This is a genomic window from Streptomyces sp. bgisy159 (assembly GCF_965341775.1).
Lineage (GTDB): Bacteria > Actinomycetota > Actinomycetes > Streptomycetales > Streptomycetaceae > Streptomyces.
In genome coordinates this window covers 66905-88823 of sequence record NZ_CBDQZH010000009.1, presented here as the reverse complement: position 1 = coordinate 88823, position 21919 = coordinate 66905, and the positions used below count along the sequence as shown (strand labels likewise).

Sequence of the window (21919 nt, the reverse complement as noted above, 5' to 3'; positions counted from 1 at the left end):
GGGGCCGAGCGTCTCTCACACCGGGGTGAGCGCCCTTGACCTTCAGCGCTCACCCCGTCCTCACACCGTCCTCATCCCGCTCACCCCCGCACCGCCGGGCCCCCGCGCCCCCCGCACCGCTCGACTCACCCACAGCACAAGATCACACCCCCATTCGAGGAACCCCATGCGCCGTACCGCACTCGCCGCTCTCTGCGTCGCCGCCGCGACCGCCACCACGCTGACCGCCTGCCAGTCCGACAAGGGCGACACCGTCAGCACCTCGGACAAGTCCACCGGCGCCACCGCCTCGGCCACCACCACACCGGAGAGGGACCCGTTCGCCGGGCTCAGCGGTGGCGAGATCGCCGACCGCGCGCTGACCGCCACCAAGGGCACCTCGTCGCTCCGCGTCAAGGGCGACATTCCCGACGATGAGACCGGCGACGTCATCACCATCGACATGGCTCTGAACAAGAAGGGCGAGTGTGCGGGCACCCTGAGCATGGGCGGTGGCAAGACCGACCTGATCCGGACCGGCGACACCGTGTACATGAAGTACAACGAGGCGTTCCTGCGCGCGCAGAGCAAGGGCGAGTCGCCGGACGAGGCCGATTCGATCGTGACCATGCTCGCGGGCAAGTGGACGAAGACCACCGCCACGGGCGAGGACGCGATGGACCTCTCCGAGTTCTGCGACCTGAACTCCCTGCTCGACGACACCGACGAAGGCCGCCCGGTGGCCACCCGGGGCAAGACGACCACCGTCGACGGCACGCCCGCCGTCACCGTCACCGAGAAGGACGGCAAGGACGTCTACACGGTGTACGTCGCCACCGAGGGCAAGCCGTACGTGCTGCGCATCGACAGCACCTCCGCCGAGGACCCGGGCACCATCTCCTTCAGCGACTTCGACAAGCCGGTGCAGGCCCGGAAGCCCAGCGGCGACATCATCGACCTGGACAGCTGACCGGGGCGGCAACGGTCATCGGGGCGGGCGCGATCCGCTCGCCCCGTCGCCCCGGTAGGGGCACGCAGACGCAGTCACGGATGGCACGCAAGTCACGGGTGGCACGGCAGCCGGTCCGACCGCGCGTGGCGGGTCAGCCGCATCGGGCGGATGGCCCCCGCCGGTACGGCCTCATCGGCGCGGACGGCTCCCTGCGGCCCGGGCAGGATCTCCTCAGCCGACGACGCCCCGGCCGGTCCGGTCGCCCCGGTTGCCCCCGTCGGTCCGGTCAGTCCGCATGGAAGCGCTCCGGTGCCCGTGTCGGGTTGCCGCCCGACGGGAGCTTCTGCTCCGGACAGGCGGACAGCACCTTCACCATCGCGGCCTTCTCGGCCGCCGTCACCCACAGCCCGTACTTCTTCTTCACCGCGACCTGCGCGGCAACGTAGGGACAGCGGTACGACTTGTTCGGCGGGAGCCAGGTCGCCGTGTCGCCGTCCCCCTTGGAGCGGTTGGTGCTCGCGTCCACGGCCAGCAGGTTGAGCGGGTCGTTGGCAAGGGCTATGCGCTTGCTGCCGTCCCAATACTTGGCGCCCTTCTGCCAGGCGTCCGAGAGGGCGACGACATGGTCGACGTCGACCTGGCTGCGACCCCGCCGGTAGGTGACCGCCTTGCCCGAGTAAGGGTCCGACTCCAGCACTCCGTAGGACACCTTGCAGTCACCGCCGGTGAACTTCACCCGCTCCAGGTCGCGCTTGAGGATGTCGTCGCGGGTGTCGCAGCCGTTGGAGTCCGTGTCGGCCCACGGTGTGCCGAACCTGTCGCGGTCGTACCCCGTCTTGGGCGCCCGCCCCTTGACCGTCAGCTCCTTCGCGGCGGTCAGAGCGGCGCCTCCGGCGGCGGCGGAGGAGGGGTTCGTTCCTGGGGTTCCGGGGCCGGTGACGCCGTCCGTGCACCCCGCCGTCACAGCGCATATCAGTGCCGCGCCGACCGCCGCCCCGCCCTTCAGCCGCTTCACGTCTGCCCACCCCTCGGTCTGACTCCCGTTACCGTTCCGCCCAGGGCGGTCTTCCCCCGGCGGATGCGCCTACACCGTAACGAGGGGGCGCACAGTGGCTGTCGGGAGGTTCGGGCGGCACCTCCCTCCAGGTGGGCATTCTTCTTGATTCCGACATATGGTCGATGGTGAGTCGTCTCCGGAAGGAGCTCTGGATGGGCATCTTCGACAGGTTCAAGAGCAACCGCCACATGCAGGACAAGGGCAGGGACATGTCCGACGCGGCGGAACGGAAGGCCAACGAGAGGACCGACAGCAAGTACGAGGATCAGGTCGACGCTGCGCAGCAGAAGATGGAGGACCGGCTCGGCATGGACCGCGACCGGCCGGAGCAACCATAGGACTTCACCGCTGCCCAGCCCGGCCCGCGGCCCGTCACAGACGACTCACGGACACCGCCGCGGAACGGAGCCGCCCGCGGATCACCTGCCGCGGGCGACTCCGCGCGTTCCGCGCCACTCGTCCGGCCCTGCTGTGCGCCCTCCGCTGACGACCCGCTCTACCGCCCGGCTCTGACGCTTCGGAAGCCCCCGCCTCTCGCCTTCCGGCACCCGGCGCCCGCCGGGTTGCCCCTCTGCCCCGTCGGCCGAGTTCAGACCTTGCCTATCCCCAAGGTCGTCTCCGATGGCAGCAGGCCTGAGCCGATCACCGCCACCCAGTAGTCACCGAGGAGGTCAGAGAGGCGGTCCGCGGCATCCTTGCCGAGGGTCTGCCAAGGCCCCAGGGCGAGGCGGTCGGTGTCCTGCTCGACACGGCGGCGCAGGTCACGGCCGGCCTGCGTCGCCGCGCCGTCCCGCTCGTCCACCAGGCCGCGGTCCGCCAGGCGGGCTCGGGCGGCCGCCCACTCGTCGGCGGTCCAGCCCCGGCTCTCGAATCGGCGCTCCGAGGCCGCGCCCGTCACAGCGAACGACACCAGGGCCTCCACCGGGTCCAGTCCGGCGAGGAGCAGGGCGGCGAGATGACCGTCGCCGCGGTGCTCCCGCAGGATCGTGGCCGCCTGCCAGAGCTGGAGATGGGGCTGCTCCGGCCACGCCAGTGCGGCGTTGGCCGCGGCCAACGGCCGGCCGGCCGGATCCGCCGCCTCGGCGGCCCGTCGAGTCAGGGCGGCGGCCTCCGCCAGTTCGGAGCTGTTCACTCGGTCACCGAAGAGCGCGCGGTACGCACGGTCCACCCCCCCGCAGTCGCGCCGCCAGCACCTCCTCCGGACTCGCGGTCTCCCACGCCCCGGCCATGCAGGTGGCGACCATGACGGGACTGAAACTGTAGAACGCCGAGGCGACGACACCATCGGCGACCGGACCCAGCGGCGCGGAACGCAGCGGGAAATAGCTCAGCCATCGCTCCCGCGTGTCGTAGCCGAGCCCGGCCGCCTCTTCGAAGACCTCCGGCGCGAAATACAGCACCGAGTGCAGTGGCTCCAGCAGATGCCAGAGCCGGCGCGCCCGGCCCGGCTCGACCGTCTCCTCGTTCACCTCGGACATGCGCATCCCCCTCGTCACGGTCAGCCCGCACGGCCGCCTCAGTAACTAGTCACTGACAAGATTGCACCGACCCCATCGAACTTGTCAATGCCTAGATCTGGCGTACGCTGCTGTCCATGAGTGCAGAACCCCCCGCCGTGCCTTCCCTCGACGCCTCCCGCCGCCCGTACCACCACGGTGATCTCCGGCGGGCGATCCTCTCCGCCGCGCTCGACGTCATCGCCGCCGACGGGCCGTCCGCCCTCAGCCTGCGCGACCTGGCCCGCCGCGCCGGCGTCTCCCACGCGGCACCCGCCCACCACTTCAAGGACCGCACCGGCCTGCTCACCGCCATCGCGGCCGAGGGACATGGGCTGCTCGCCCAGACGATCGCCCAGGCGACGGACCTGCGGGACGCCGGAGTGCGCTACGTCCGCTTCGCACGTCGGCACCCCGCGCACTTCCAGGTGATGTTCGCTCCCGAGTTGCTCCGCGCCGACGACCTCGAACTGATCACCGCCCGCGCCCTCTCGGCCGCCGCGCTCACCGACGCGATCGCCGCCCGGGACTCCGACGGCTCGACCAGCCCGGACGCCGGTCTCGGCCGCGAGCCGGGTTCCGTTCCCGGGCACGAGCCGGGTTCCGTTCCCGGCGCGGACCACGCCGGGTCTCCCGCCGACCCCCGCCTCTCCCGCGTCGCCGTCTGGTCACTCGCTCACGGTTTCGCCACTCTCCTCCTCAGCCACAACCTCGACACCCTCATCGGCGAGGACGACCCAGAGGACGTGCTCCGTGCACTGCCTTTCACCCTGTTCCCGGCGCGCTGACAACGCGACACCGCCGTCCGGCGCGACGAGGAGCGGGCACGTCGCTCAGGGCCGGCATCACCGAAGACGACGGCTCCCGGCAACTCCCACCGCACGACGTACCGGCGCTACACGCCCGACTGGTACTACGACGCCCTGAACCGCGCCACTGCGCGCCCGCCGCACCGCCCTCACGCCCGCCGAGCCACCGCTCCCCCGTCGAACCGCGGCCCGGCGCGCCGAACCGCGGCGCCGCCCTACGACCCCAGCACGGACGCCAGGAACTCTCCGACCCAGCCGAGCAGTTCCCGCCCGACCAGTGGCTTTCCGCCGACCTTCGCGGTCTTCGGCCGCGGCACGAGCACCTGGTGGACGGCCGGCTTGATGACCGTCCCCGGGTAGAGACGCTTCAGGCGCAGCTCCTGGGACTCCCGCAGCTCCACGGGCGCGAAGCGAATGTTGGTGCCCTGGAGGACGATCTCGCCGACGCCGCACGCGCGGGCCAGCATCCGCAGGCCGGCCACCAGGAGCAGGTTCTCCACCGGCTCGGGCAGCTTGCCGTAGCGGTCGGTGAGTTCCTCCCGTACGGCCTTGATGTCCTGCTCGGTGTTGGCGGAAGCGATCGAGCGGTACGCCTGCAGGCGCAGGCGCTCGCCGGGGGCGTAGTCGTGCGGGACGTGCGCGTCGACGGGCAGCTCGATCTTGACCTCGAGCGGCGGCTCCTCCTGGATCTCGCCGGTCTCCAGCTGCCGTCGGTAGTCCGCGACGGCCTCGCCGACCATGCGCACGTACAGGTCGAAGCCGACGCCCGCGATATGGCCCGACTGCTCGCCGCCGAGGAGGTTGCCCGCGCCGCGGATCTCCAGGTCCTTCATCGCCACGTACATGCCCGCGCCCATCTCCGTGTGCTGGGCGATGGTGGCGAGCCGCTCGTGTGCCGTCTCCGTCAGGGGCTTCTCCGGCGGGTACAGGAAGTACGCGTACCCGCGCTCGCGTCCTCGTCCGACACGACCGCGCAGCTGGTGCAGCTGGGACAGACCGAAGGTGTCGCCGCGCTCCACGATCAACGTGTTCGCGTTGGAGATGTCGATCCCGGACTCGACGATGGTCGTCGAGACGAGCACGTCGAACTTCTTCTCCCAGAAGTCGACGACGACCTGCTCCAACGCCGTCTCCGACATCTGCCCGTGCGCTGTGGCGATGCGGGCCTCGGGGACGATCTCACGCAGTCGCGCGGCCGCGCGGTCGATGGACTCGACCCGGTTGTGGATGTAGAAGACCTGGCCCTCGCGCAGCAGCTCGCGGCGGACGGCGGCGCCGATCTGCTTCTCCTCGTAGGGGCCGACGAAGGTCAGCACCGGGTGGCGCTCCTCCGGCGGGGTGGTGATCGTGGACATCTCGCGGATGCCGGTGACCGCCATCTCCAGGGTGCGGGGGATGGGTGTCGCGGACATCGTCAGGACGTCGACGTTGGCGCGCAGCTTCTTCAGCTGCTCCTTGTGCTCGACGCCGAAGCGCTGTTCCTCGTCGACGATGACCAGGCCGAGGTCCTTGAACTTCGTCTCCGAGGAGAACAGCCGGTGGGTGCCGATGACCACGTCCACCGAGCCCTCGCGCAGGCCCTCCAGGACCGCCTTGGCCTCGCCTTCGGACTGGAAGCGGGACAGTGCCTTCACGCTCACCGGGAACTGCGAGTAGCGCTCGGAGAACGTGCCGAAGTGCTGCTGCACCAGGAGCGTCGTCGGTACCAGCACGGCGACCTGCTTGCCGTCCTGGACGGCCTTGAAGGCCGCGCGGACCGCGATCTCCGTCTTGCCGTAGCCGACATCGCCGCAGATCAGCCGGTCCATGGGGACCGACTTCTCCATGTCGTCCTTGACCTCGGCGATGGTGGTCAGCTGGTCGGGGGTCTCCGCGTACGGGAACGCGTCCTCGAGCTCGCGCTGCCAGGGCGTGTCGGTGCCGAAGGCGTGGCCGGGGGCCGCCATCCGCGCGCTGTACAGCTTGATCAGGTCGGCCGCGATCTCCTTGACGGCCTTCTTGGCGCGCGCCTTGGTCTTGGTCCAGTCCGCGCCGCCCAGGCGGTGCAGGGTGGGTGCCTCGCCGCCGACGTACTTGGTGATCTGCTCCAGCTGGTCGGTGGGAATGTACAAGCGGTCGCCGGGCTGGCCGCGCTTCGCGGGCGCGTACTCCACGACCAGGTATTCGCGCGTGGCGCCCTGGACGGTGCGCTGCACCATCTCGATGTAGCGGCCGACGCCGTGCTGCTCGTGGACGATGTAGTCGCCGGCCTCCAGGGTGAGCGGGTCGATGGTCTTGCGGCGGCGGGCCGGCATCCGGGTGCCGTCACGGCCGGCGGCCTTCTGGCCGGTCAGGTCGGTCTCGGTGAGGACGGCGACCTTGAGGGCCGGGTCGACGAAGCCGTGGTCGATCGATCCGCACGCCACGTGCACGACCGACGGGCTCAGCTCGCCGAGGTCGGTGTGCAGGCGGGCGGCGATGCCCTCGCCGCCGAGCACCTCCACGGTGCGGGCAGCCGGGCCGTGGCCCTCGGTGACGAACACGGTGCGCCAGCCGTCGGCCAGCCAGCCCTTGGTGTCGGCGAGCGCCCGCGCGGTGTCGCCGCGGTACGTCTCGGGCGCGTGCATGCCGAGCTTCAGCGTGTCCGCTTCCAGCTCCAGGTCCGCGGCGAACGGCGACACCGACCACCACATCATGTCGAGTTCGCGCGCGCGGTCGCGGACGTCGGCGATGGACCACAGGGAGGCCGCGCCGACGTCGATGGGCGCCTCGCCGCCGCCCGCCGTGGCCGCCCAGGACGCCTGGAGGAACTCCTGGCTCGTCGCCACGAGATCGGCCGCACGCGTGCGCACCCGCTCCGGGTCGCACACGACGGCCATGGCGCCCTTGGGCAGCACGTCGAGCAGCAGCTCCATGTCGTCGACGAGGACCGGCGCCAGGGACTCCATGCCCTCGACGGCGATGCCCTCGGCGATCTTGCCGAGCAGTTCGCCCAGCTCCGGGTGGTCCTCGGCGAGGGCACGCGCGCGCGTACGGACGTCGTCGGTCAGGAGCAGCTCGCGGCAGGGCGGCGCCCACAGGCCGTGCTCGGCGACCTCGAGGGAGCGCTGGTCGGCGACCTTGAAGTAGCGGATCTCCTCCACGTCGTCGCCCCAGAACTCGACGCGCAGGGGGTGCTCCTCGGTGGGCGGGAACACATCGAGGATGCCGCCGCGCACGGCGAACTCGCCGCGCTTCTCGACGAGCTCCACGCGCGCGTACGCCGCCGCGGCGAGGGCTTCGACGACCTCGTTCAGGTCGGCCGTCGAGCCGGACCTCAGGGCCACCGGTTCCAGGTCACCGAGCCCCTTGACCTGCGGCTGCAGCACCGAGCGGACGGGCGCCACGACGACCGAGACGGGCCCGGTCTCCGGGTCCTCCTCCCTGGGGTGGGCGAGTCGGCGCAGCACGGCCAGGCGGCGGCCCACGGTGTCGCTGCGGGGGCTGAGGCGCTCGTGCGGCAGGGTCTCCCAGGCCGGGTACTCCACGACGCCGGCCGGGGGCAGCAGCGAGCGCAGCGCTGCGGCCAGGTCCTCGGCCTCACGTCCGGTCGCCGTGACCGCGAGGACCGGCCGGGCCGACTCGCGGGCCAGCGCGGCGATCGCGAACGGGCGGGCCGCCGGCGGGCCGACCAGGTCGAGGTGCATGCGGTTGCCGTCAGCGGCCGCCTTGATCGCTTCCGCGAGGGCGGTGTCCTTGACGACGGCGTCGAGCAGACCGTGCAGGCTCATGGAGCGGCTTTCTCCAGGTGTGGGAAAGGTGTGGGCAACACGAAGGGCCCGACGCGGAACCCGCCGGGGGTGTCCAGCGTACGACTTGCCCGCGCGGCGTGCCGGGGCTGTGGACAACCCCGGGCCGCGGCGGGCACCGCGCCGGGCGGGCGGGTACGCGCGTTCGGAGGAAGCGATCCGCCACGCCGACGCACCCGGCGCCGGCGAGCCCCTGGGACTCGCCGGCGCCGGGTTCTTCCCCCGCAACCCCCGTGTGCGGTGGTCCTGCCCTCCGGGCGACCGTGTGCGCCGTGGTCTGCCCGCGGGACTCGCTCAGTCGGTCGCGATGGCGTTCAGGACGTTCATGCGGCCCGCGCGGAAGGCCGGGACCAGGGCGGCGAGCAGGCCCACGAAGGCCGAGCCGACGAACACGTAGGTGATCGTGGGCCAAGGGATGTCCAGGACATTCAGGCCCTCCAGGGCGAGGAGCTTCTGGGCGGTGGCGCCCCAGCCCATGCCCAGGCCCAGGCCGAGGAGGGCACCGAACAGGGCGATCACCACCGACTCCATCCGGATCATGCGGCGCAGTTGGCGGCGGGAGAGGCCGATGGCGCGCATCAGGCCGATCTCACGGGTCCGCTCGACGACCGACAGGGCCAGCGTGTTCACCACTCCGAGGACGGCGACGATGATCGCGAGGGCGAGCAGGCCGTAGATCAGGTTCAGCAGTTGGCCGATCTGGTCCTTCAGCGCCTGCTTGTAGTCGGTCTGGTCCCGCACGGTGTACTGGGGGAAGTCGTGCAGCGCCGACTTCAGACCCGCGTATGCCGCGTCCTGCTGCCCCTCCTTCGCCGAGGCGAAGACCATCTGGTCGAGCGGCATCCTGCCGGCGGGGACGTACTTGGCCATCGTCTCGATGGACATGTACATCGCACCCTGGTCGATGACGACGTCGCTGCTGGTGATCGCCCGGACGGTGAGGTCGGCCGTCCGGCCGTCCCTGAAATCGACCTTCACGGTGGAGCCCAGCTCGACCCCGTGGTCCTGGGCGAACTCCTCGTCGACCGACATCGAGTCGGGCCGGTAGGCGTCCGCGAGCTTGCCGGCGACCGTCTCGGTGCGCAGGTCCGTCGCGTAGGTCGGGTCGGCGGCGGTGACCGCTGTGCCCAGGGTCTCGCCGTCCGGAGTGGTGAGGTCGGCCTTGCTCCACTTGTACTCGGTGACGTGCGCCAGGCCGGGTGTCTTCCTGACGGCCTCGACAGCCTGCGGGGTGATCTTCTGCCTGCCGTTGTCCGACTGGATGATGAAGTCGGTGCCGACGCTCTTGTCGAGCTGGTCGGTCGCCGAGGCCACCATGGAGGAGCCGACCACCGACAGGCAGGCGACCAGCGCGAGGCCGATCATCAGGGCGGCACCGGTGGCACCCGTACGGCGCGGGTTGCGCAGCGCGTTGCGCTCGGCCATCCGGCCGACGGGACCGAAGACGCGCAGCAGGAGGGCGCCCAGGACGCGCACCACGCCGGCGGCGAGGAGCGGGCCGATGACGACGAAGCCGATGAGGGTGAGCACCACGCCCAGCCCCAGCCACCCGGAGCCCGTCTTGGCCTTGTCGGCGCTGCCGGCCAGGTAGAGGGCATAACCGCCCGCACCGGTCAGCAGCAGGCCGAGCCCGGCGCGGACGAGGCCCGCCCTGGCGTCGGCGGGAGCACCGGCGTCGCGCAGCGCGGCCATCGGGGAGACCTTGCCGGCCCGCCGGGCGGGCAGGTAGGCGGCCAGCAGCGTGACGACGACGCCGAGGATCATGCCGATCACCGGGGTCGTCCAGGCGACGGTCAGATCGTCGGTGGACAGGTTCATGCCCATCTGGCCCATGAGCTTCATCAGGCCGATCGCGATGCCGACGCCCGCGCCGACGCCGAGGACCGAGCCCACGAAGCCCAGGAGCAGCGCCTCGACGAGAACGGACCGGTTGACCTGCTTGCGACTGGAGCCGATGGCCCGCATCAGACCGATCTCACGGGTGCGCTGCGCCACCAGCATGGAGAAGGTGTTGATGATCAGGAAGATGCCGACCAGGAAGGCGATCCCGGCGAAGCCCAGCATCGCGTACTTCATCACGTTCAGGAACTCGCCGACGTCCTCACGGTTGGCGTCCGCGGTCTCCTTGGCCGTCTGCACCTTGTAGTCGCCGCCGAGCGCGGCCGTCACGTTCTTCTTGAGCTGGTCGTCGCTGACGCCGCTCGCCGCGGTGACGTTGACGTTCGTGTAGACACCGGTCTCGCCGACCAGGGTCTCCTGGGCGGTCCTGGTGTCCAGGTAGAAGATGGCGGCACCGGGGTTGGTGACCTCGAAGGTGGCGATGCCGGAGATCTTGGCGGTGTGCGTGCCCACCGCGGTGATCACACCGAGCTGGTCGCCGATCCCGAGACCGTGCTTGTCGGCGGTGTCCGCGTCGACGACGATCTGGTCCGGGCCCTCGGGTGCCGCGCCGGGGGAGATCGTCATGGTGCGCGCATCGTTGGCGTTCCAGTTGCCGACGATGGTCGGCCCGCCGTTGGACGGCGACAGGCTGTCCTTGTCGGCGTCCACGACGGTCACGGACGTCGAGAAGACGGTTCCCTCCGCCGCCTGCACGCCCTGGGCGCCCTTCACCTTGTCGAGGACGGCGGCGGGCATGACCGGCGGCTTGCCGTTGTCGGCCGTGGTCTCACCGGTGTCCGAGGCGCCCTTGGCACTCACCGTCACATCGGACGAGGTGGCTTCGAAGAGCTTGTCGAAGGTCGTGTTCATGGTGTCGGTGAACACCAGGGTCCCGCAGACGAAGGCCACCGACAGCAGGACCGCCACAGCCGACAGGGCCATGCGTCCCTTGTGCGCGAAGAAGTTGCGCAATGACGTCTTCAGGACGGTCATGACGTGCGCCCCCGGGCGTCGAAGTCCTTCATGCGGTCCAGGACCTGCTCGGCGGTCGGATTGGACATCTCGTCCACGATCCGGCCGTCGGCGAGGTACAGCACGCGGTCCGCGTACGACGCCGCCACCGGGTCGTGCGTGACCATCACGATGGTCTGACCGAGCTCGTCGACCGAGCGGCGCAGGAAGCCGAGGACCTCGGCGCCGGCCCGCGAGTCGAGGTTTCCGGTGGGCTCGTCCCCGAAGATGATCTCCGGGCGGGCGGCCAGGGCGCGCGCCACGGCGACCCGCTGCTGCTGACCGCCGGAGAGCTGGGTCGGGCGGTGCTTCAGCCGCCCGGCGAGACCGACGGTCTCCACGACCCGGTCCAGCCACGCCTGGTCCGGCTTGCGGCCGGCGATGTCCATGGGCAGCGTGATGTTCTCGATGGCGTTGAGTGTCGGTAGCAGGTTGAAGGCCTGGAAGATGAATCCGATCCGGTCCCGGCGCAGCCGGGTCAGCTTCTTGTCCTTCAGGCCGGTGATCTCGGTCTCGTCCAGGTAGATCTGACCGCTCGTCACGGTGTCGAGACCGGCGAGGCAGTGCATCAGGGTGGACTTGCCGGAACCCGAGGGGCCCATGATCGCGGTGAACTGACCGCGGGCGATGTCCACGTCGACGTGGTCGAGGGCGACGACCCGGGTCTCCCCGGACCCGTACGCCTTGACGACCTGCCGCGCCCGCGCGGCAACGGCCGTACGCCCTCCAGTGCCCCCGTGCCTGGGAATGGTCACAGCCGATGTCACGGTAAGTCTCCTATGTCGGTCAGCGAAACGGCACGCGCCCGGGCGGGCGGTGGTGCCTGGTGGTCGGCACCGTTGCCGGTGCCCGGTGCCTGGTCCGCGGTACGTCCGCGGGTTCGTGCGCTCTCGCGGTCGCGCGTCGAGCGGTGGTGCGTCCGTGCGGTGGTGCTGTGGTGCTGTGGTGCGTCGCGCTCGGTACGTCGTCCAGTCTTCCGGCCGGACCGGGTGCGGCGCGCTGGTGCTCGGCACCGTCTTCTCCGGGGGTTAACCCCACCCCCGAGAGGTGGGGTTGTCCGCCCCGCCGCCCCCCGACGACGTGGAACCAGGTTAGGGACGACGGTGGTCCCCCCTCCTCCTCCGACGGTACGAACCCTCCCCGAGCCGTAGTACGGAGGCACCCCTAAGGGGAGTCCCCCCTGAGGTGGATCCCCTCTCGGGGTCCTCCCGCACCTCGGCCCCGTCAGCCTCCCTCCTCACGTGGGGTGAGGAGCAACTCTCCCCCCGCGCCGGTGCCCGGGATGGGAAGCTGTCCCCGGCGGATGGCTGCAAGGGGCACGGGAGGGCTGCGGGGTGGGCGGTACGAGTCCTGCGGTGCGCGACGAGGCCGCCCCGCACATCGGCACCGAGCGGCGGGGCGCGGTCGTCGCCGCCCTGATGCTCGCCATGGCACTGGCCGCCCTCGACGCGACCATCGTCTCCACCGCCGTACCGCAGATCGTCGGGGATCTGGGCGGGTTCTCGGTGTTCTCCTGGCTGTTCAGCGGATACCTGCTCGCCGTCACGGTCTCCCTGCCGGTCTACGGCAAGCTCTCCGACACCTTCGGCCGCAAGCCCGTTCTGGTGGCCGGGGCCTCCGTGTTCCTGCTGGGTTCACTGCTGTGCGCCGCGTCGTGGAACATGGGGGCGCTCATCGCCTTCCGAGTCGTGCAGGGGCTGGGTGGCGGGGCGCTGCAGGGCACGGTGCAGACGCTCGCCGCCGATCTGTACCCGTTGGAGCAACGGCCGAAGATCCAGGCGAAGCTGTCGACCGTGTGGGCGGTGTCGGCGGTCGCCGGGCCGGCCGTGGGCGGGGTGCTGGCGGCGTACGCCGACTGGCGCTGGATCTTCCTCGTCAACCTGCCGATCGGCACGGTGGCGGTGTGGCTGATCGCCCGGCACCTGCACGAGCCGCAGCGGACGGCGAAGCCGGCCGCGGATCAGGGGGACACCTCGAGGCTCGCGTGCAAGGGGGATGTCTTCAGGCGCGGCCAGGAGGCGGAAGCACCGGTACGCGCGCGAAGAGGCCGTTTCCCCGGACGCAGACGGGGAGGCCGTTCGTCCGTACGCGCGCGTGCGGGCTGTTCGCGCGTACCCGCGCGTGACGGGCGGGCGTCCGTACGCGCGCGCGTGGACTGGGGTGGAGCGCTGGCCGTGTTCGCGTGCGGTGGCGTGCTGCTGACGGCGCTGGTGCAGGGCGGGGTGGCGTGGCCGTGGCTGTCGGCACCCTCGCTGGCGCTGTTCGGCGCGGGGCTGGTCCTGGTGGCGGTCGTGGTGCTCGTGGAACGCAGGGCGGCGGAGCCGATCATCCCCGGGTGGGTGTGGCGGCGCCGCACGATCGTGGCGGTGAACCTGGCACTGGGCGCGTTGGGCCTGCTGATGGTCGCGCCGACGGTCTTCCTGCCGACGTACGCGCAGGCCGTGCTGGGGCTGGGTCCGGTGACCGCCGGGTTCGTGCTGTCCGTGTGGACGCTCAGCTGGCCGGTGTCGGCCGCGTTCAGCCAGCACGTCTACCGGCGCATCGGCTTCCGCGACACCGCGCTGCTCGGCATCGGCGCGGCCGCGCTGATCCTGCTGGCGTTCCCCTTCCTGCCGTACCCCGGCACGCCCTGGCAGCCGACGCTGCTGATGCTGCTGCTCGGGGGCGCGCTGGGCCTGTTCCAGCTACCGCTCATCGTGGGTGTGCAGTCGACGGTCGGCTGGTCGGAGCGGGGCACTACGACCGCCTCTGTGCTGTTCTGCCGACAGAGTGGGCAGACGGTCGGCGCGGCCGTGTTCGGCGCGGTCGCCAACGGCGTCCTGGCCGGTCGGCTCGGCGGGGCCGGCAGCCTGGATGCCGTCGCGCACGGCCTGGACACCGGCACGGCGTCCGAGACCACCCGGCGCGCCGTCGCCGACGCCGTGCGCGCCGTCTATCTGTGCGCGTCCTGCGCGGCCGCCCTGGCCTTCGTCGCACTGCTGGTGCTCGCCCCGCGCCGGTTTCCGGTCCGAGGGGAGTGACAGCGGCGGGAGGCCGGTCGGTTAACGCCGGCAACACCGCAGGTCACACCCCGCCTCGCACAGTAAGCGCATACCGACCGGCCAGTTCGGTGAAAACTCTTCGCGTCCGGCCTACCAGCAAGTAACGTGCGGGCTCGCCCCCCACTCCCTGCGGTCCACCGCCCAGGACCCGAGCCACGCAAGGAGCACGGGATGTCCTACGACCCCTCGTCGTACCCGTCGTACCCGCCGTACCGACCACCGCACCCGACGTCGTACCGAGCGCCGCACCAACAGCCGACGTACCCCTGGCAGCCGCCCGCGCCACCAGCGCACGCGCCGGCGCACCGGACCGAGGCCCACGCCCCCCTCGGGCACCACAGCGACCTTCGGGAACTGCGCACCGCCTACCGCCGGCAGCGCCGCGTCGCCACCCTGACCGCGCTCGGCTACTTCACGGTCTTCCTGCTGCTGTCGGCGTACGCACCGGGCCTGATGACCGCCCGTGTCGCCGACGGGCTGCCCGCCGGGCTGCTGCTGGCGCTCGTCCAACTGCCCGTCACCTGGCTGGCGATCGCGCTCTACGAGCACACCGCACGCCGCCAGGTCGACCCCCTCGCCCAGCTCATCCGCCGCCAGGCCGAGGTCGACGCGAAGCGTGAGGCACGCCGGTGAACCCCTCACACGCACTCAACGCACTGCAGACCCAGGCGCAGAGCGACGGCGGCCTCCCGCTGCGGCTCGGCGGCACCGCGCAGACCATGTCCCTGGTCGCCTTCACCGCCGTCGCCACCATCACCCTCCTGCTGTGCGTGATGACCGGCCCGGACCGCGACGACCTCGACGAGTTCTACACCGGCTACCGCTCCCTCTCCCCCCTGCGCAACGGTCTGGCCATCGCAGGCGACTACATCTCGGCGGCCACCGTGCTCGGCACGACCGGCGTGATCGCGCTGTGCGGTTACGACGGGATCGTCCTCGCCCTCAGTACGGCGCTGTCGCTGATGCTGCTGATGTTCCTGCTCGCCGAACCACTGCGCAACGCGGGCCGGTTCACCATGGGCGACGCGCTCGCCCGCCGGATGCCGGGGCGCGCGGTACGGATCACGGCGTGCGCGGTGACGCTCGCGGCGCTGGTGCCGATGATGCTCGTCCAACTCGCCGGCACCGGCCAGCTCATCGCCTTCATCCTCGGCTTCTCGGGCGACTCGCTGAAGACGGGATGCGTCATCGGCATGGGCGTCCTGATGATCAGTTACGCGGCGATCGGCGGCATGAAGGGCACCGCCCTCATCCAGATGCTGAAGATCGTGATGCTGCTCGGCTCGGGCGCGGTCGTCGCCGTCGTGGTGCTGGCCCGCTTCGACGGCAACCCCGGCGCCCTGTTCGACGCGGCGGCGCAGGGCAGCGGGGTGGGGGACGCCTTCCTGCGCTCCGGCCTGGAGTTCGCCGGCAGCCCGTACCCGCGCCTGGACATGATCACTGCCCAACTGGCGGTCGTCCTGGGCGGTGCCTGCCTGCCGCACATCACCATGCGCATGTACACGGCGTCCAGCGCCCGGCAGGTGCGGCGCTCCCTGTCCTGGGCGGTGTCGTGCGTGGCGCTGTTCGTGGTGGTGCTGACCGTCGTCGGGTTCGGCGCGACGGCCCTGATCGGCCGGGCCGTGATCGCCGAGGCGGACCCGCAGGGCAACACCGCCTATCTACTGGGCTCCCGGGCCGCCTTCGGCTCGGAGATCTCCACTGGCGAGACACTGCTGCTGACCACGGTCACGACCGCGATCTTCCTCACCGTCCTCGCCTCCGTTGCCGGCATGATCCTCGCCTGCGCCAACTCCCTCGCCCACGACGTCTTCGCCGCCCACGTCCGCGACATCTCCCCGCGCCGCGAGATGCTCCTGGCCCGGCTCTCCGCCCTGGCGGTCGGCGTACCGACGGTGCTGCTGGCGGCGCAGGTCCAGCACCGCAGCCTGCAGCCGCTCGTCACCCTCGGCTTCTGCCTCGGCGCCTCGGCGCTCGCGCCCGCCCTGGTCTACAGCCTCTTCTGGCGCCGCTACACGCGGACCGGCCTGCTCACCACGCTGATCGGCGGCACCGTGTCGGTGCTGCTGCTGATGCCGGGCACCAATCTGGTCTCCGGGTCACCCGTCTCCGCCTTCCCGGAGGCCGACTTCAACTGGTTCCCGTTCACCACCACCGGCATCGTCACCATCCCGCTCGGCTTCGCCCTGGGCTGGCTCGGGACGGTGCTCTCCGGCCGCCGCGACGCGGAGGAACAGCGCCGGCGGTACGAGTCGGTCGAGAGCTGGATCCTGGCGGGGGCCGCACGGAGGGATGCCTAGCGGCAGCCTGCCCGGCGCCGCATCGGCCATCAGTGGGCCGGCCGGCAGCGGGCAGCCTGGGCCCGGCTCACCCGCAGGGGTTCGTCGTCCCAGTCGGGCAGCGTCGTCGTGCCGGTCCGCCAGTCCCGGCGGAGGATCGCGTAGCCGACCGCGTCGCACACCGTTCCGTCCTCCGTCGGCCAGGCCTGCCGGTAGTGCGCCTCCTCGACGTATCCGCAGGCCCGGAAGACGCGGCGCATGGCCACGTTGTCCTGACGTGTCGTGCCTTCGATCCGCGTGACGTGCGGGAACGTGTCGAACAGATACGCCGTCAGTCACGTCACCGCCCGGCTGCCGACACCCCGCCCCCGGTCCCGGGAGCGGAGCCGCAGGTCGAACAAGGGGGTAGCGTCCTCCAGGTCCATGAGGCGGACCAGGCCCAGGACTTCCTCGCCCGCGCCGATCCAGAATGTCCTGGTGCCGTCGCCGTCGAAGTCACCGCCCGCGACCCGCTGACGCGTGCCCTCCTCGTCGACCACCGCCTGCCCGTGGAACGGCCAGGTGTCCGAGGTGAGAAAGCCGACCGGCGCGTCGACGTCGGTGGCGTCGGCAGGGTCGAAACGCCGGTAGGTCAGCTCCACGGCGCAACCGTAGAGGCGCCTGTACCGGGCCGGGAAACGCTTTTCGCGGGGCGCCCGGGGAGCGTCGGGTGGTGTGGTGGGGGCGGGCACACCCGGGCGTTTGCCCCGCCCCTGCACTCGCGCCCCCCCCCTGCGCGCCCCGCGCCCTCACGCCCTCACGCCCCCGCGCCCAGAAAGGTGTCGCGCTCGTCTCGGGATCGGACGCAGGGTTCATGACACGGCGCGGCGAGGAGGCCGCGAGCGGGCACGAGTGTCACCCGCCTGTGGGTTCACCCGGCGAGCGGCACGGCACGGCACGGAGGTGAACACCGAAAGGCCGGGCCCGCTCAGGTACGACCGGGCCCGGCCCTCGGGGACACCGCCTTCAGTGCGGCGTCCGCGTCCTCGCTACAAGAGGCCGTCCCACATCTGCTCCAGCAGCACCGACCACCAGCTCTCCGGCGAGCCCAGCGCGGCCGGGTCGAGGGCGGCCAACTGGGCCTGGAAATCGACGGTCCAGCGGCCGGCCTGCTCCTGGTTCAGACCGAACCGCAGCCGCCACATCCGGCCGAGCAACGCCAGGCAGCGCTGGAACTCCGGCAGCCCCGTGTTCACGAACTGCGGCGCCACCGGCGCACCGCCCGGCCCCGCCTCCACCGGCACCGCGACGATGTTCGCCGTGCCGTACTGCACGCAGACGGCCCTGCCGAAGTCGCTTCCCATGACCAGGTACGACCCGGCATCCGACGCCGGCTGCACCCCGCGTTCCTGGGCCAGCTCGGCGAGCGTCGGCACCGGGCGGCCCGGCTGGGCCTGCGCCCAGAAGAACGGGCCCATGTCCGTCGGCAGCCCCGCCACCACCAGGGTGTGCGCCACCACCGGCGGCACTCCCTGCCGGGACACCGCAGCCTGTTCGAACCGGAAGATCCCCGGCCCGAAAGCCGCTGCCAGCTCCTGCGCGATCGCCTCCGGCGGAAGCGGCGGCGCCGGCTGCACCGGCGGCAGCGGCGCCCGCACCGGCGCCGGACGCGCGGGGCCGTCAGCCACCTGGTGCAACTCGCCCTGGTGCGCGAGCAACTGCCGCATGCCCTGCTGACGGCTGGCGTGGTCCGTGCCGTACGGCGCGATGCTCGTGATGCGCGCCTGCGGCCACTGTTCCCGGATCATCCGCGCGCAGTAGGCACCGGGCAGTTCACACGACTCCAACTCGGTGTGCAGCTCCAGCACCTGGTTCGGCGGCACGTTCATCGCCCGCAGCTCGTGGAAGATCTGCCACTCGGGGTGCGGTGTGCCCGGCGCCGAACGCCGGATCACCTGCTGCTCCGAGCCGTCCTGCGCCCGGTACCGCAGTACGGCCTGGTAGCCCGGGCCCACGGTCGGCTGACCGGTCGGCTGCTGCGGATACCCGTACGACGGCGGCCGGCCCGGCCCCGGCACGCCCGGCGGCGTCGGCTGCGGGGCGCCCGGCACCGTACCGGGGGCGCCCGGAGCTCCAGGTGCGCCCGGCGGAGGCGGCGGCGCGCCGGGGCCGCCCACCGGGGGCGCGGCGAGCACCGTTTCCGCATGGTGCACCGCGCCCCGACCGCCGCCCGGGGCGGCGGGGGCCGCGGGGGCGCCCGGCACATTCGGCACGCCCGGCGGCTGCGCGGCCGCGGGGGCGCCCGGCACTCCCGGCACGCCGGGCGCATGCGGAGCACCTGGGGCGGCAGGGGGCTGAGGGGCGCCCGGCGCGTTCGGCGCACCCGGGGCACCCGGGGCACCAGGAGGCTGAGGAGCGCCTCCACCCACGCCCCCACCCGCGCCGGCACCCGCTCCCATCTGGGAAGGATCGGCGAGCACCGTCGCGGCATGGTGGACGCCGCCCGGGGGGGTACCGCCAGGCGTGTTCGACTCGCTGGGGGCGCTCGGAGGTTGCGGCGCGCCGGGTGCACCCGGCGTACCCGGAGCGCCCGGAGCATCTGGTGCGCCCTCAGGCCCGTCAGGCCCCAGGGCCGACACGAGCTGAGTCGGCACATACCCACCCGCCGACCCTCCCGGCACCCCCGGCGCGGACGACGGAGGGGGCGTACCACCGGGCCGCGCGCCCGGCGCGCCCGGCGCTGACGGAGGTGGCGGAGGCGTCCCGCCGCGCCCCCGACGCGGTGGAGGCGCCGCCTTGCTGGTCGCGGCGTCGGCGATGTCACCGGCGTTCGGCGCGAGCGGCCGGCCGGGCGCCGGCATGTCCTGCGGAGCGCCCGCCGGCGGAGTTCCCGGTGCGCCGGCGCCCTGCGGATAGCCGTACGACGGCGCAGCCGGAGGCGCGGGTGGCGGCGTGTGCGTCTGGGGGGCGCCGGGAACTGCCGGCACACCTGCGCCCGGCGCTCCCGGGTAACCGTACGCAGGAGGTGACGGAGGAGGCGTGTGCCCCGGCACGTACACCGCGCCCGCGCCCTGCGAGCCGTGCGCCCCTGGAGCACCAGTCCCGCCAGACGCCCCCGCACCTCCGGCCCCGCCAGGCGCACCGGCCGTCCCCGCGCCGGGCGCACCCGGCACACCACCCGGCGCACCAACGCCCGAAGGCGCCCCCGAAGGGCCCGCCGTACCCGGCTGGTCGAAGTCCCGCAGCGCCGGCGCCACCGCGGTCGGCGGAAGCTGGCTGCCGCCCGACATCAGCGCCGTCTTGGCATCGGCCGGGGCGACGGGCGGCGCCCCCTCGTCGTCGGAGCCACTCAGCGGCGGGGCGAAGACGGTGGCCGGCAGGGGGACGGAACGGTCGTCGGCCGCGTCGGCGTTCGTGTCCGTACCCGTCCACGGCGTCGCGCCAGGCGGCACGGCGGGAGCACCCGGCACCGAGGCGCCCGCCGCCGGAGCACCCGGCGCACCGGAGGCGGCACCACCGGCACTCGGACCCGCACCACTGGCACCCGGACCCGCGTCACCGGCACTCGGACCCGCATCACCGGCACTCGGCCAGGCGGAACCGTCACCGACGGCACTCCCGGCCCCGGACCCGGCCCGCGTCTCCGCAGGCCCACTCCCCGGCACCCCCGCCTGCGTCTGCGGCAGCGACGGATCCGGCGCCACACCACCCGTGCCACCGGCAGCGCCCGCCCCATCCCCAGACGCCCCACCCCCGGAAACCCCACCACCGGAAACCCCGGCACCAGAGCCCCCGCCCCCAGTCGCCCCGAGCCCAGTCGCCCCGGCTCCGGACGGCCCGGCCGCAACCCCAGCCGCCCCAGCCGTCAAACCCCCAGCCACAGAACCCCCGGTCCCGGTCCCGGCGCCGTCCCCCCCGGCCTCACCCCGCCGATCCGGGATCCCCAGCTTGTCCGCCGCCTCCTGCAACCACTCCGGCGGCGACAAGAGGAACGACGTCTGGTTGAGGTCGACCCGGGCAGGAGGCGACGGCGGTGCCGGGACCGCGTCCTGGGGAGCGCCGTACTCCTCCTCGTAGCGCCGGATCACCTCGCCCACCGGCAGCGCGGGCCACAGCGTGGCCTCCCCGCTGTCGCGGGCGATCACCAGCCGCTGCGCGCCCCCGTCCGAGCGCGGTCCCTCGGGCCGGTCCTCGGCCCACACCACGAACCCCAGCTCGAACTCCCGCACCCGCACCTCGCGGTGCAGATAGGCCGGAACGTCACCGTTGACCCACTCTTCCGCGCGCTCCTGCGCCTGCGCGAACGTCACCATCGCTTCAGCTCACTCCCCGCCCACGGAAGAAGAAACCGGGACGACGCGTGCGAAACCGCCGTCCACCATGAGATTGGCCACCGTCTCCAACTCCGGCGGGTTGCCGGCCAGTCGGGACAGGAAGACGTCGAAGTCCTCACCGCACGGCAGCAGCAGCCGCTCCACGCGCTCCGCCGGCGACCACGCCGGATCCACGTCGCGCGCGTCGTCGTACGCGCAGAACCACACGGAACCGATCCGCTCGCCCTTCACCTTCACGGCGAGCAGCCCGCCCTGCACGAAACCGACCCCGAGGTAGTCCTTGGTGAGGTGGTCGCGCAGACACTTGTTGACGTACACCAGGTCGTTGACGGCCGCCTCGTCCCGCACCGTGAAGAACGGCTGGTCCACCAGCAGGCCCAGCTCCGCGTCCAGCGCCGCCCCGGCGGGCGCACAACCGCCCGCCGCCTTCAGGAACGCCCGGTAGGCGCCCGGCAGCCGGTAGCCGAGTTCCTCCTCGACGCCCTGCACCTGGGACTCCGTCACCGCCACACCCGACTTGGGCAGCCGGAAGTGGACCGGACGCGTCTCCTGCAGTGGCCGGGTACCGCGCTTGGTCTGGTCGACGTTCGCGGTCGCGATGCCTCCGTGGTGCCGCAGCAGCGCCTTCACCTCGACCGGGACGAGTTCGAGCCGCCTCGAACCGCGCACGTGATGCCACGTCCAGCCGTGCGGCGTCGCCACGGCGGGCACCGTGTCCCAGAGGTCATGGCCGGAAGCCGCCAGCGCCGCGTTCGCCGACACGTAGTCCGTCAGCCGCAGTTCGTCGACGCCGAACCCCTCCGGCGGATCGGCGATCTCGGCCGTCGCCCGGGCGTACGGCGCGAAATCGGGGTAACCCCGTTCGTCCACCCGCACCCCTCTCGGGTGACGTGCGGCACGCACCGGATCCGGGAAGTGCACGACCTGCCCGGCATACGCCGCGTTCGGCGGCGCGGCCTGCTCCCCGAGCCGACCTGTCGTCATGGCGGTTGCCCCCTGCGGCACTCTGTACGACCCCCGGCCGACCGGTTCCGCTTCTCGGCCCCGGCCCGCCACGGCCCGTATTCGACTGTCTCCAACGGCACCGACGCGCGTTGACCGCACTGTCGCGGTGCCGACAGCCTATGCGGTGCGGCGGCACCGGTCACCGGGCCTCCGTTCGAGCGCGCTCGGCCATCCTGTTCGACAGGCACAGCCCCCTTCCGGTTCCGTGACCGGCCGTCACCCCGCCGTGACAGCCGGCCCCGACCTGGGCGTGTCGCACCGCCCCAGCTTCCGCAGCAGCCACGCGATTTGGCACTCTGGGTCCGCCGGGGGGATGCTCAGGAGGGGAT

The 21919-nt window shown here is 72.3% G+C and carries 14 protein-coding genes and 1 pseudogene; 6 read left to right on the top strand and 9 right to left on the bottom strand.

What is annotated here, in order from left to right; translation table 11 throughout:
- Positions 1-166 precede the first annotated feature (166 nt).
- Positions 167-949: a hypothetical protein gene (locus ACSLTV_RS11880; protein WP_435612081.1), complete on the top strand. Its 783-nt coding sequence runs from the start codon at positions 167-169 to the stop codon at positions 947-949.
- Positions 950-1217: 268 nt separating this feature from the next.
- Here ACSLTV_RS11880 and ACSLTV_RS11875 read toward each other — a convergent pair whose 3' ends face one another.
- Positions 1218-1946, bottom strand: coding sequence for an HNH endonuclease family protein (locus ACSLTV_RS11875; RefSeq protein WP_432135491.1), 729 nt, complete (start codon positions 1944-1946; stop codon positions 1218-1220).
- Positions 1947-2140: 194 nt separating this feature from the next.
- On the opposite strand from ACSLTV_RS11875, the gene ACSLTV_RS11870 reads away from it, so the two are divergent.
- Positions 2141-2326: an antitoxin gene (locus tag ACSLTV_RS11870; RefSeq protein WP_432135492.1), complete on the top strand. Its 186-nt coding sequence runs from the start codon at positions 2141-2143 to the stop codon at positions 2324-2326.
- A 251-nt stretch (positions 2327-2577) separates the two neighbouring features.
- Here ACSLTV_RS11870 and ACSLTV_RS11865 read toward each other — a convergent pair.
- Positions 2578-3466: pseudogene (locus ACSLTV_RS11865) on the bottom strand (SCO6745 family protein).
- Positions 3467-3582: 116 nt separating this feature from the next.
- Here ACSLTV_RS11865 and ACSLTV_RS11860 point away from each other — a divergent pair.
- Positions 3583-4272 (top strand): TetR/AcrR family transcriptional regulator, encoded by a 690-nt coding sequence (locus ACSLTV_RS11860; RefSeq protein WP_435612080.1) that lies wholly within the window; start codon positions 3583-3585, stop codon positions 4270-4272.
- 236 nt (positions 4273-4508) lie between these two features.
- On the opposite strand, the gene mfd is transcribed toward ACSLTV_RS11860, so the two are convergent.
- From mfd to ACSLTV_RS11845, 3 genes are all read right to left on the bottom strand, one after another.
- Positions 4509-8042 carry a transcription-repair coupling factor gene (mfd, locus tag ACSLTV_RS11855; RefSeq protein WP_435612079.1) on the bottom strand — a complete coding sequence of 1178 codons (3534 nt, stop codon included), beginning with the start codon at positions 8040-8042 and terminating at the stop codon, positions 4509-4511.
- A 312-nt stretch (positions 8043-8354) separates the two neighbouring features.
- A complete protein-coding gene (locus ACSLTV_RS11850; protein ID WP_432135496.1) occupies positions 8355-10934 on the bottom strand; it encodes an ABC transporter permease in 2580 nt (859 codons plus the stop codon).
- Positions 10931-11719: an ABC transporter ATP-binding protein gene (locus ACSLTV_RS11845; protein WP_432135497.1), complete on the bottom strand. Its 789-nt coding sequence runs from the start codon at positions 11717-11719 to the stop codon at positions 10931-10933. The genes ACSLTV_RS11850 and ACSLTV_RS11845 overlap by 4 nt, the downstream gene beginning before the upstream one ends.
- 567 nt (positions 11720-12286) lie before the next feature.
- Between ACSLTV_RS11845 and ACSLTV_RS11840 the strand changes: the two genes are divergently transcribed.
- The 3 genes from ACSLTV_RS11840 to ACSLTV_RS11830 all read left to right on the top strand — a co-directional run bounded on the left by ACSLTV_RS11840 (position 12287) and on the right by ACSLTV_RS11830 (position 16293).
- Complete coding sequence (locus ACSLTV_RS11840; RefSeq protein ID WP_435612078.1) at positions 12287-13972, top strand: MFS transporter; 1686 nt, start codon at positions 12287-12289, stop codon at positions 13970-13972.
- A gap of 192 nt (positions 13973-14164) precedes the next feature.
- On the top strand, positions 14165-14626 hold the full coding sequence (locus ACSLTV_RS11835) for a DUF485 domain-containing protein (protein WP_435612077.1): 462 nt from the start codon (positions 14165-14167) through the stop codon (positions 14624-14626).
- 86 nt (positions 14627-14712) lie between these two features.
- On the top strand, positions 14713-16293 hold the full coding sequence (locus ACSLTV_RS11830; protein ID WP_432135567.1) for a cation acetate symporter: 1581 nt from the start codon (positions 14713-14715) through the stop codon (positions 16291-16293).
- 29 nt (positions 16294-16322) lie between these two features.
- Here the strand turns inward: ACSLTV_RS11830 and ACSLTV_RS11825 are convergent, their stop codons facing one another.
- The 4 genes from ACSLTV_RS11825 to ACSLTV_RS11810 form a co-directional block, all read right to left on the bottom strand.
- Positions 16323-16532 (bottom strand): hypothetical protein, encoded by a 210-nt coding sequence (locus ACSLTV_RS11825; protein ID WP_435612076.1) that lies wholly within the window; start codon positions 16530-16532, stop codon positions 16323-16325.
- A gap of 75 nt (positions 16533-16607) precedes the next feature.
- The gene (locus tag ACSLTV_RS11820; RefSeq protein WP_435612075.1) at positions 16608-16913 is read right to left on the bottom strand and encodes a hypothetical protein; all 306 of its coding nucleotides are present in this window, start codon (positions 16911-16913) and stop codon (positions 16608-16610) included.
- Between the two features lie 387 nt (positions 16914-17300).
- Positions 17301-20564, bottom strand: a complete 3264-nt coding sequence (locus ACSLTV_RS11815) for an SUKH-4 family immunity protein (RefSeq protein WP_435612074.1) — start codon at positions 20562-20564, stop codon at positions 17301-17303.
- A gap of 9 nt (positions 20565-20573) precedes the next feature.
- Complete coding sequence (locus ACSLTV_RS11810; RefSeq protein WP_432135503.1) at positions 20574-21569, bottom strand: SMI1/KNR4 family protein; 996 nt, start codon at positions 21567-21569, stop codon at positions 20574-20576.
- Positions 21570-21919 lie beyond the last annotated feature (350 nt).

Excerpts from the sequence above, each read along its gene's own strand:
- ACSLTV_RS11880 (WP_435612081.1), top strand. The coding sequence starts at position 167 with ATGCGCCGTACCGCACTCGCCGCTCTCTGCGTCGCCGCCGCGACCGCC.
- ACSLTV_RS11870 (WP_432135492.1), top strand. The coding sequence starts at position 2,141 with ATGGGCATCTTCGACAGGTTCAAGAGCAACCGCCACATGCAGGACAAG.
- ACSLTV_RS11860 (WP_435612080.1), top strand. The coding sequence starts at position 3,583 with ATGAGTGCAGAACCCCCCGCCGTGCCTTCCCTCGACGCCTCCCGCCGC.
- mfd (WP_435612079.1), bottom strand. The coding sequence starts at position 8,042 with ATGAGCCTGCACGGTCTGCTCGACGCCGTCGTCAAGGACACCGCCCTC.
- ACSLTV_RS11850 (WP_432135496.1), bottom strand. The coding sequence starts at position 10,934 with ATGACCGTCCTGAAGACGTCATTGCGCAACTTCTTCGCGCACAAGGGA.
- ACSLTV_RS11835 (WP_435612077.1), top strand. The coding sequence starts at position 14,165 with ATGTCCTACGACCCCTCGTCGTACCCGTCGTACCCGCCGTACCGACCA.
- ACSLTV_RS11830 (WP_432135567.1), top strand. The coding sequence starts at position 14,713 with ATGTCCCTGGTCGCCTTCACCGCCGTCGCCACCATCACCCTCCTGCTG.
- ACSLTV_RS11825 (WP_435612076.1), bottom strand. The coding sequence starts at position 16,532 with ATGCGCCGCGTCTTCCGGGCCTGCGGATACGTCGAGGAGGCGCACTAC.
- ACSLTV_RS11815 (WP_435612074.1), bottom strand. The coding sequence starts at position 20,564 with ATGGTGACGTTCGCGCAGGCGCAGGAGCGCGCGGAAGAGTGGGTCAAC.
- ACSLTV_RS11810 (WP_432135503.1), bottom strand. The coding sequence starts at position 21,569 with ATGACGACAGGTCGGCTCGGGGAGCAGGCCGCGCCGCCGAACGCGGCG.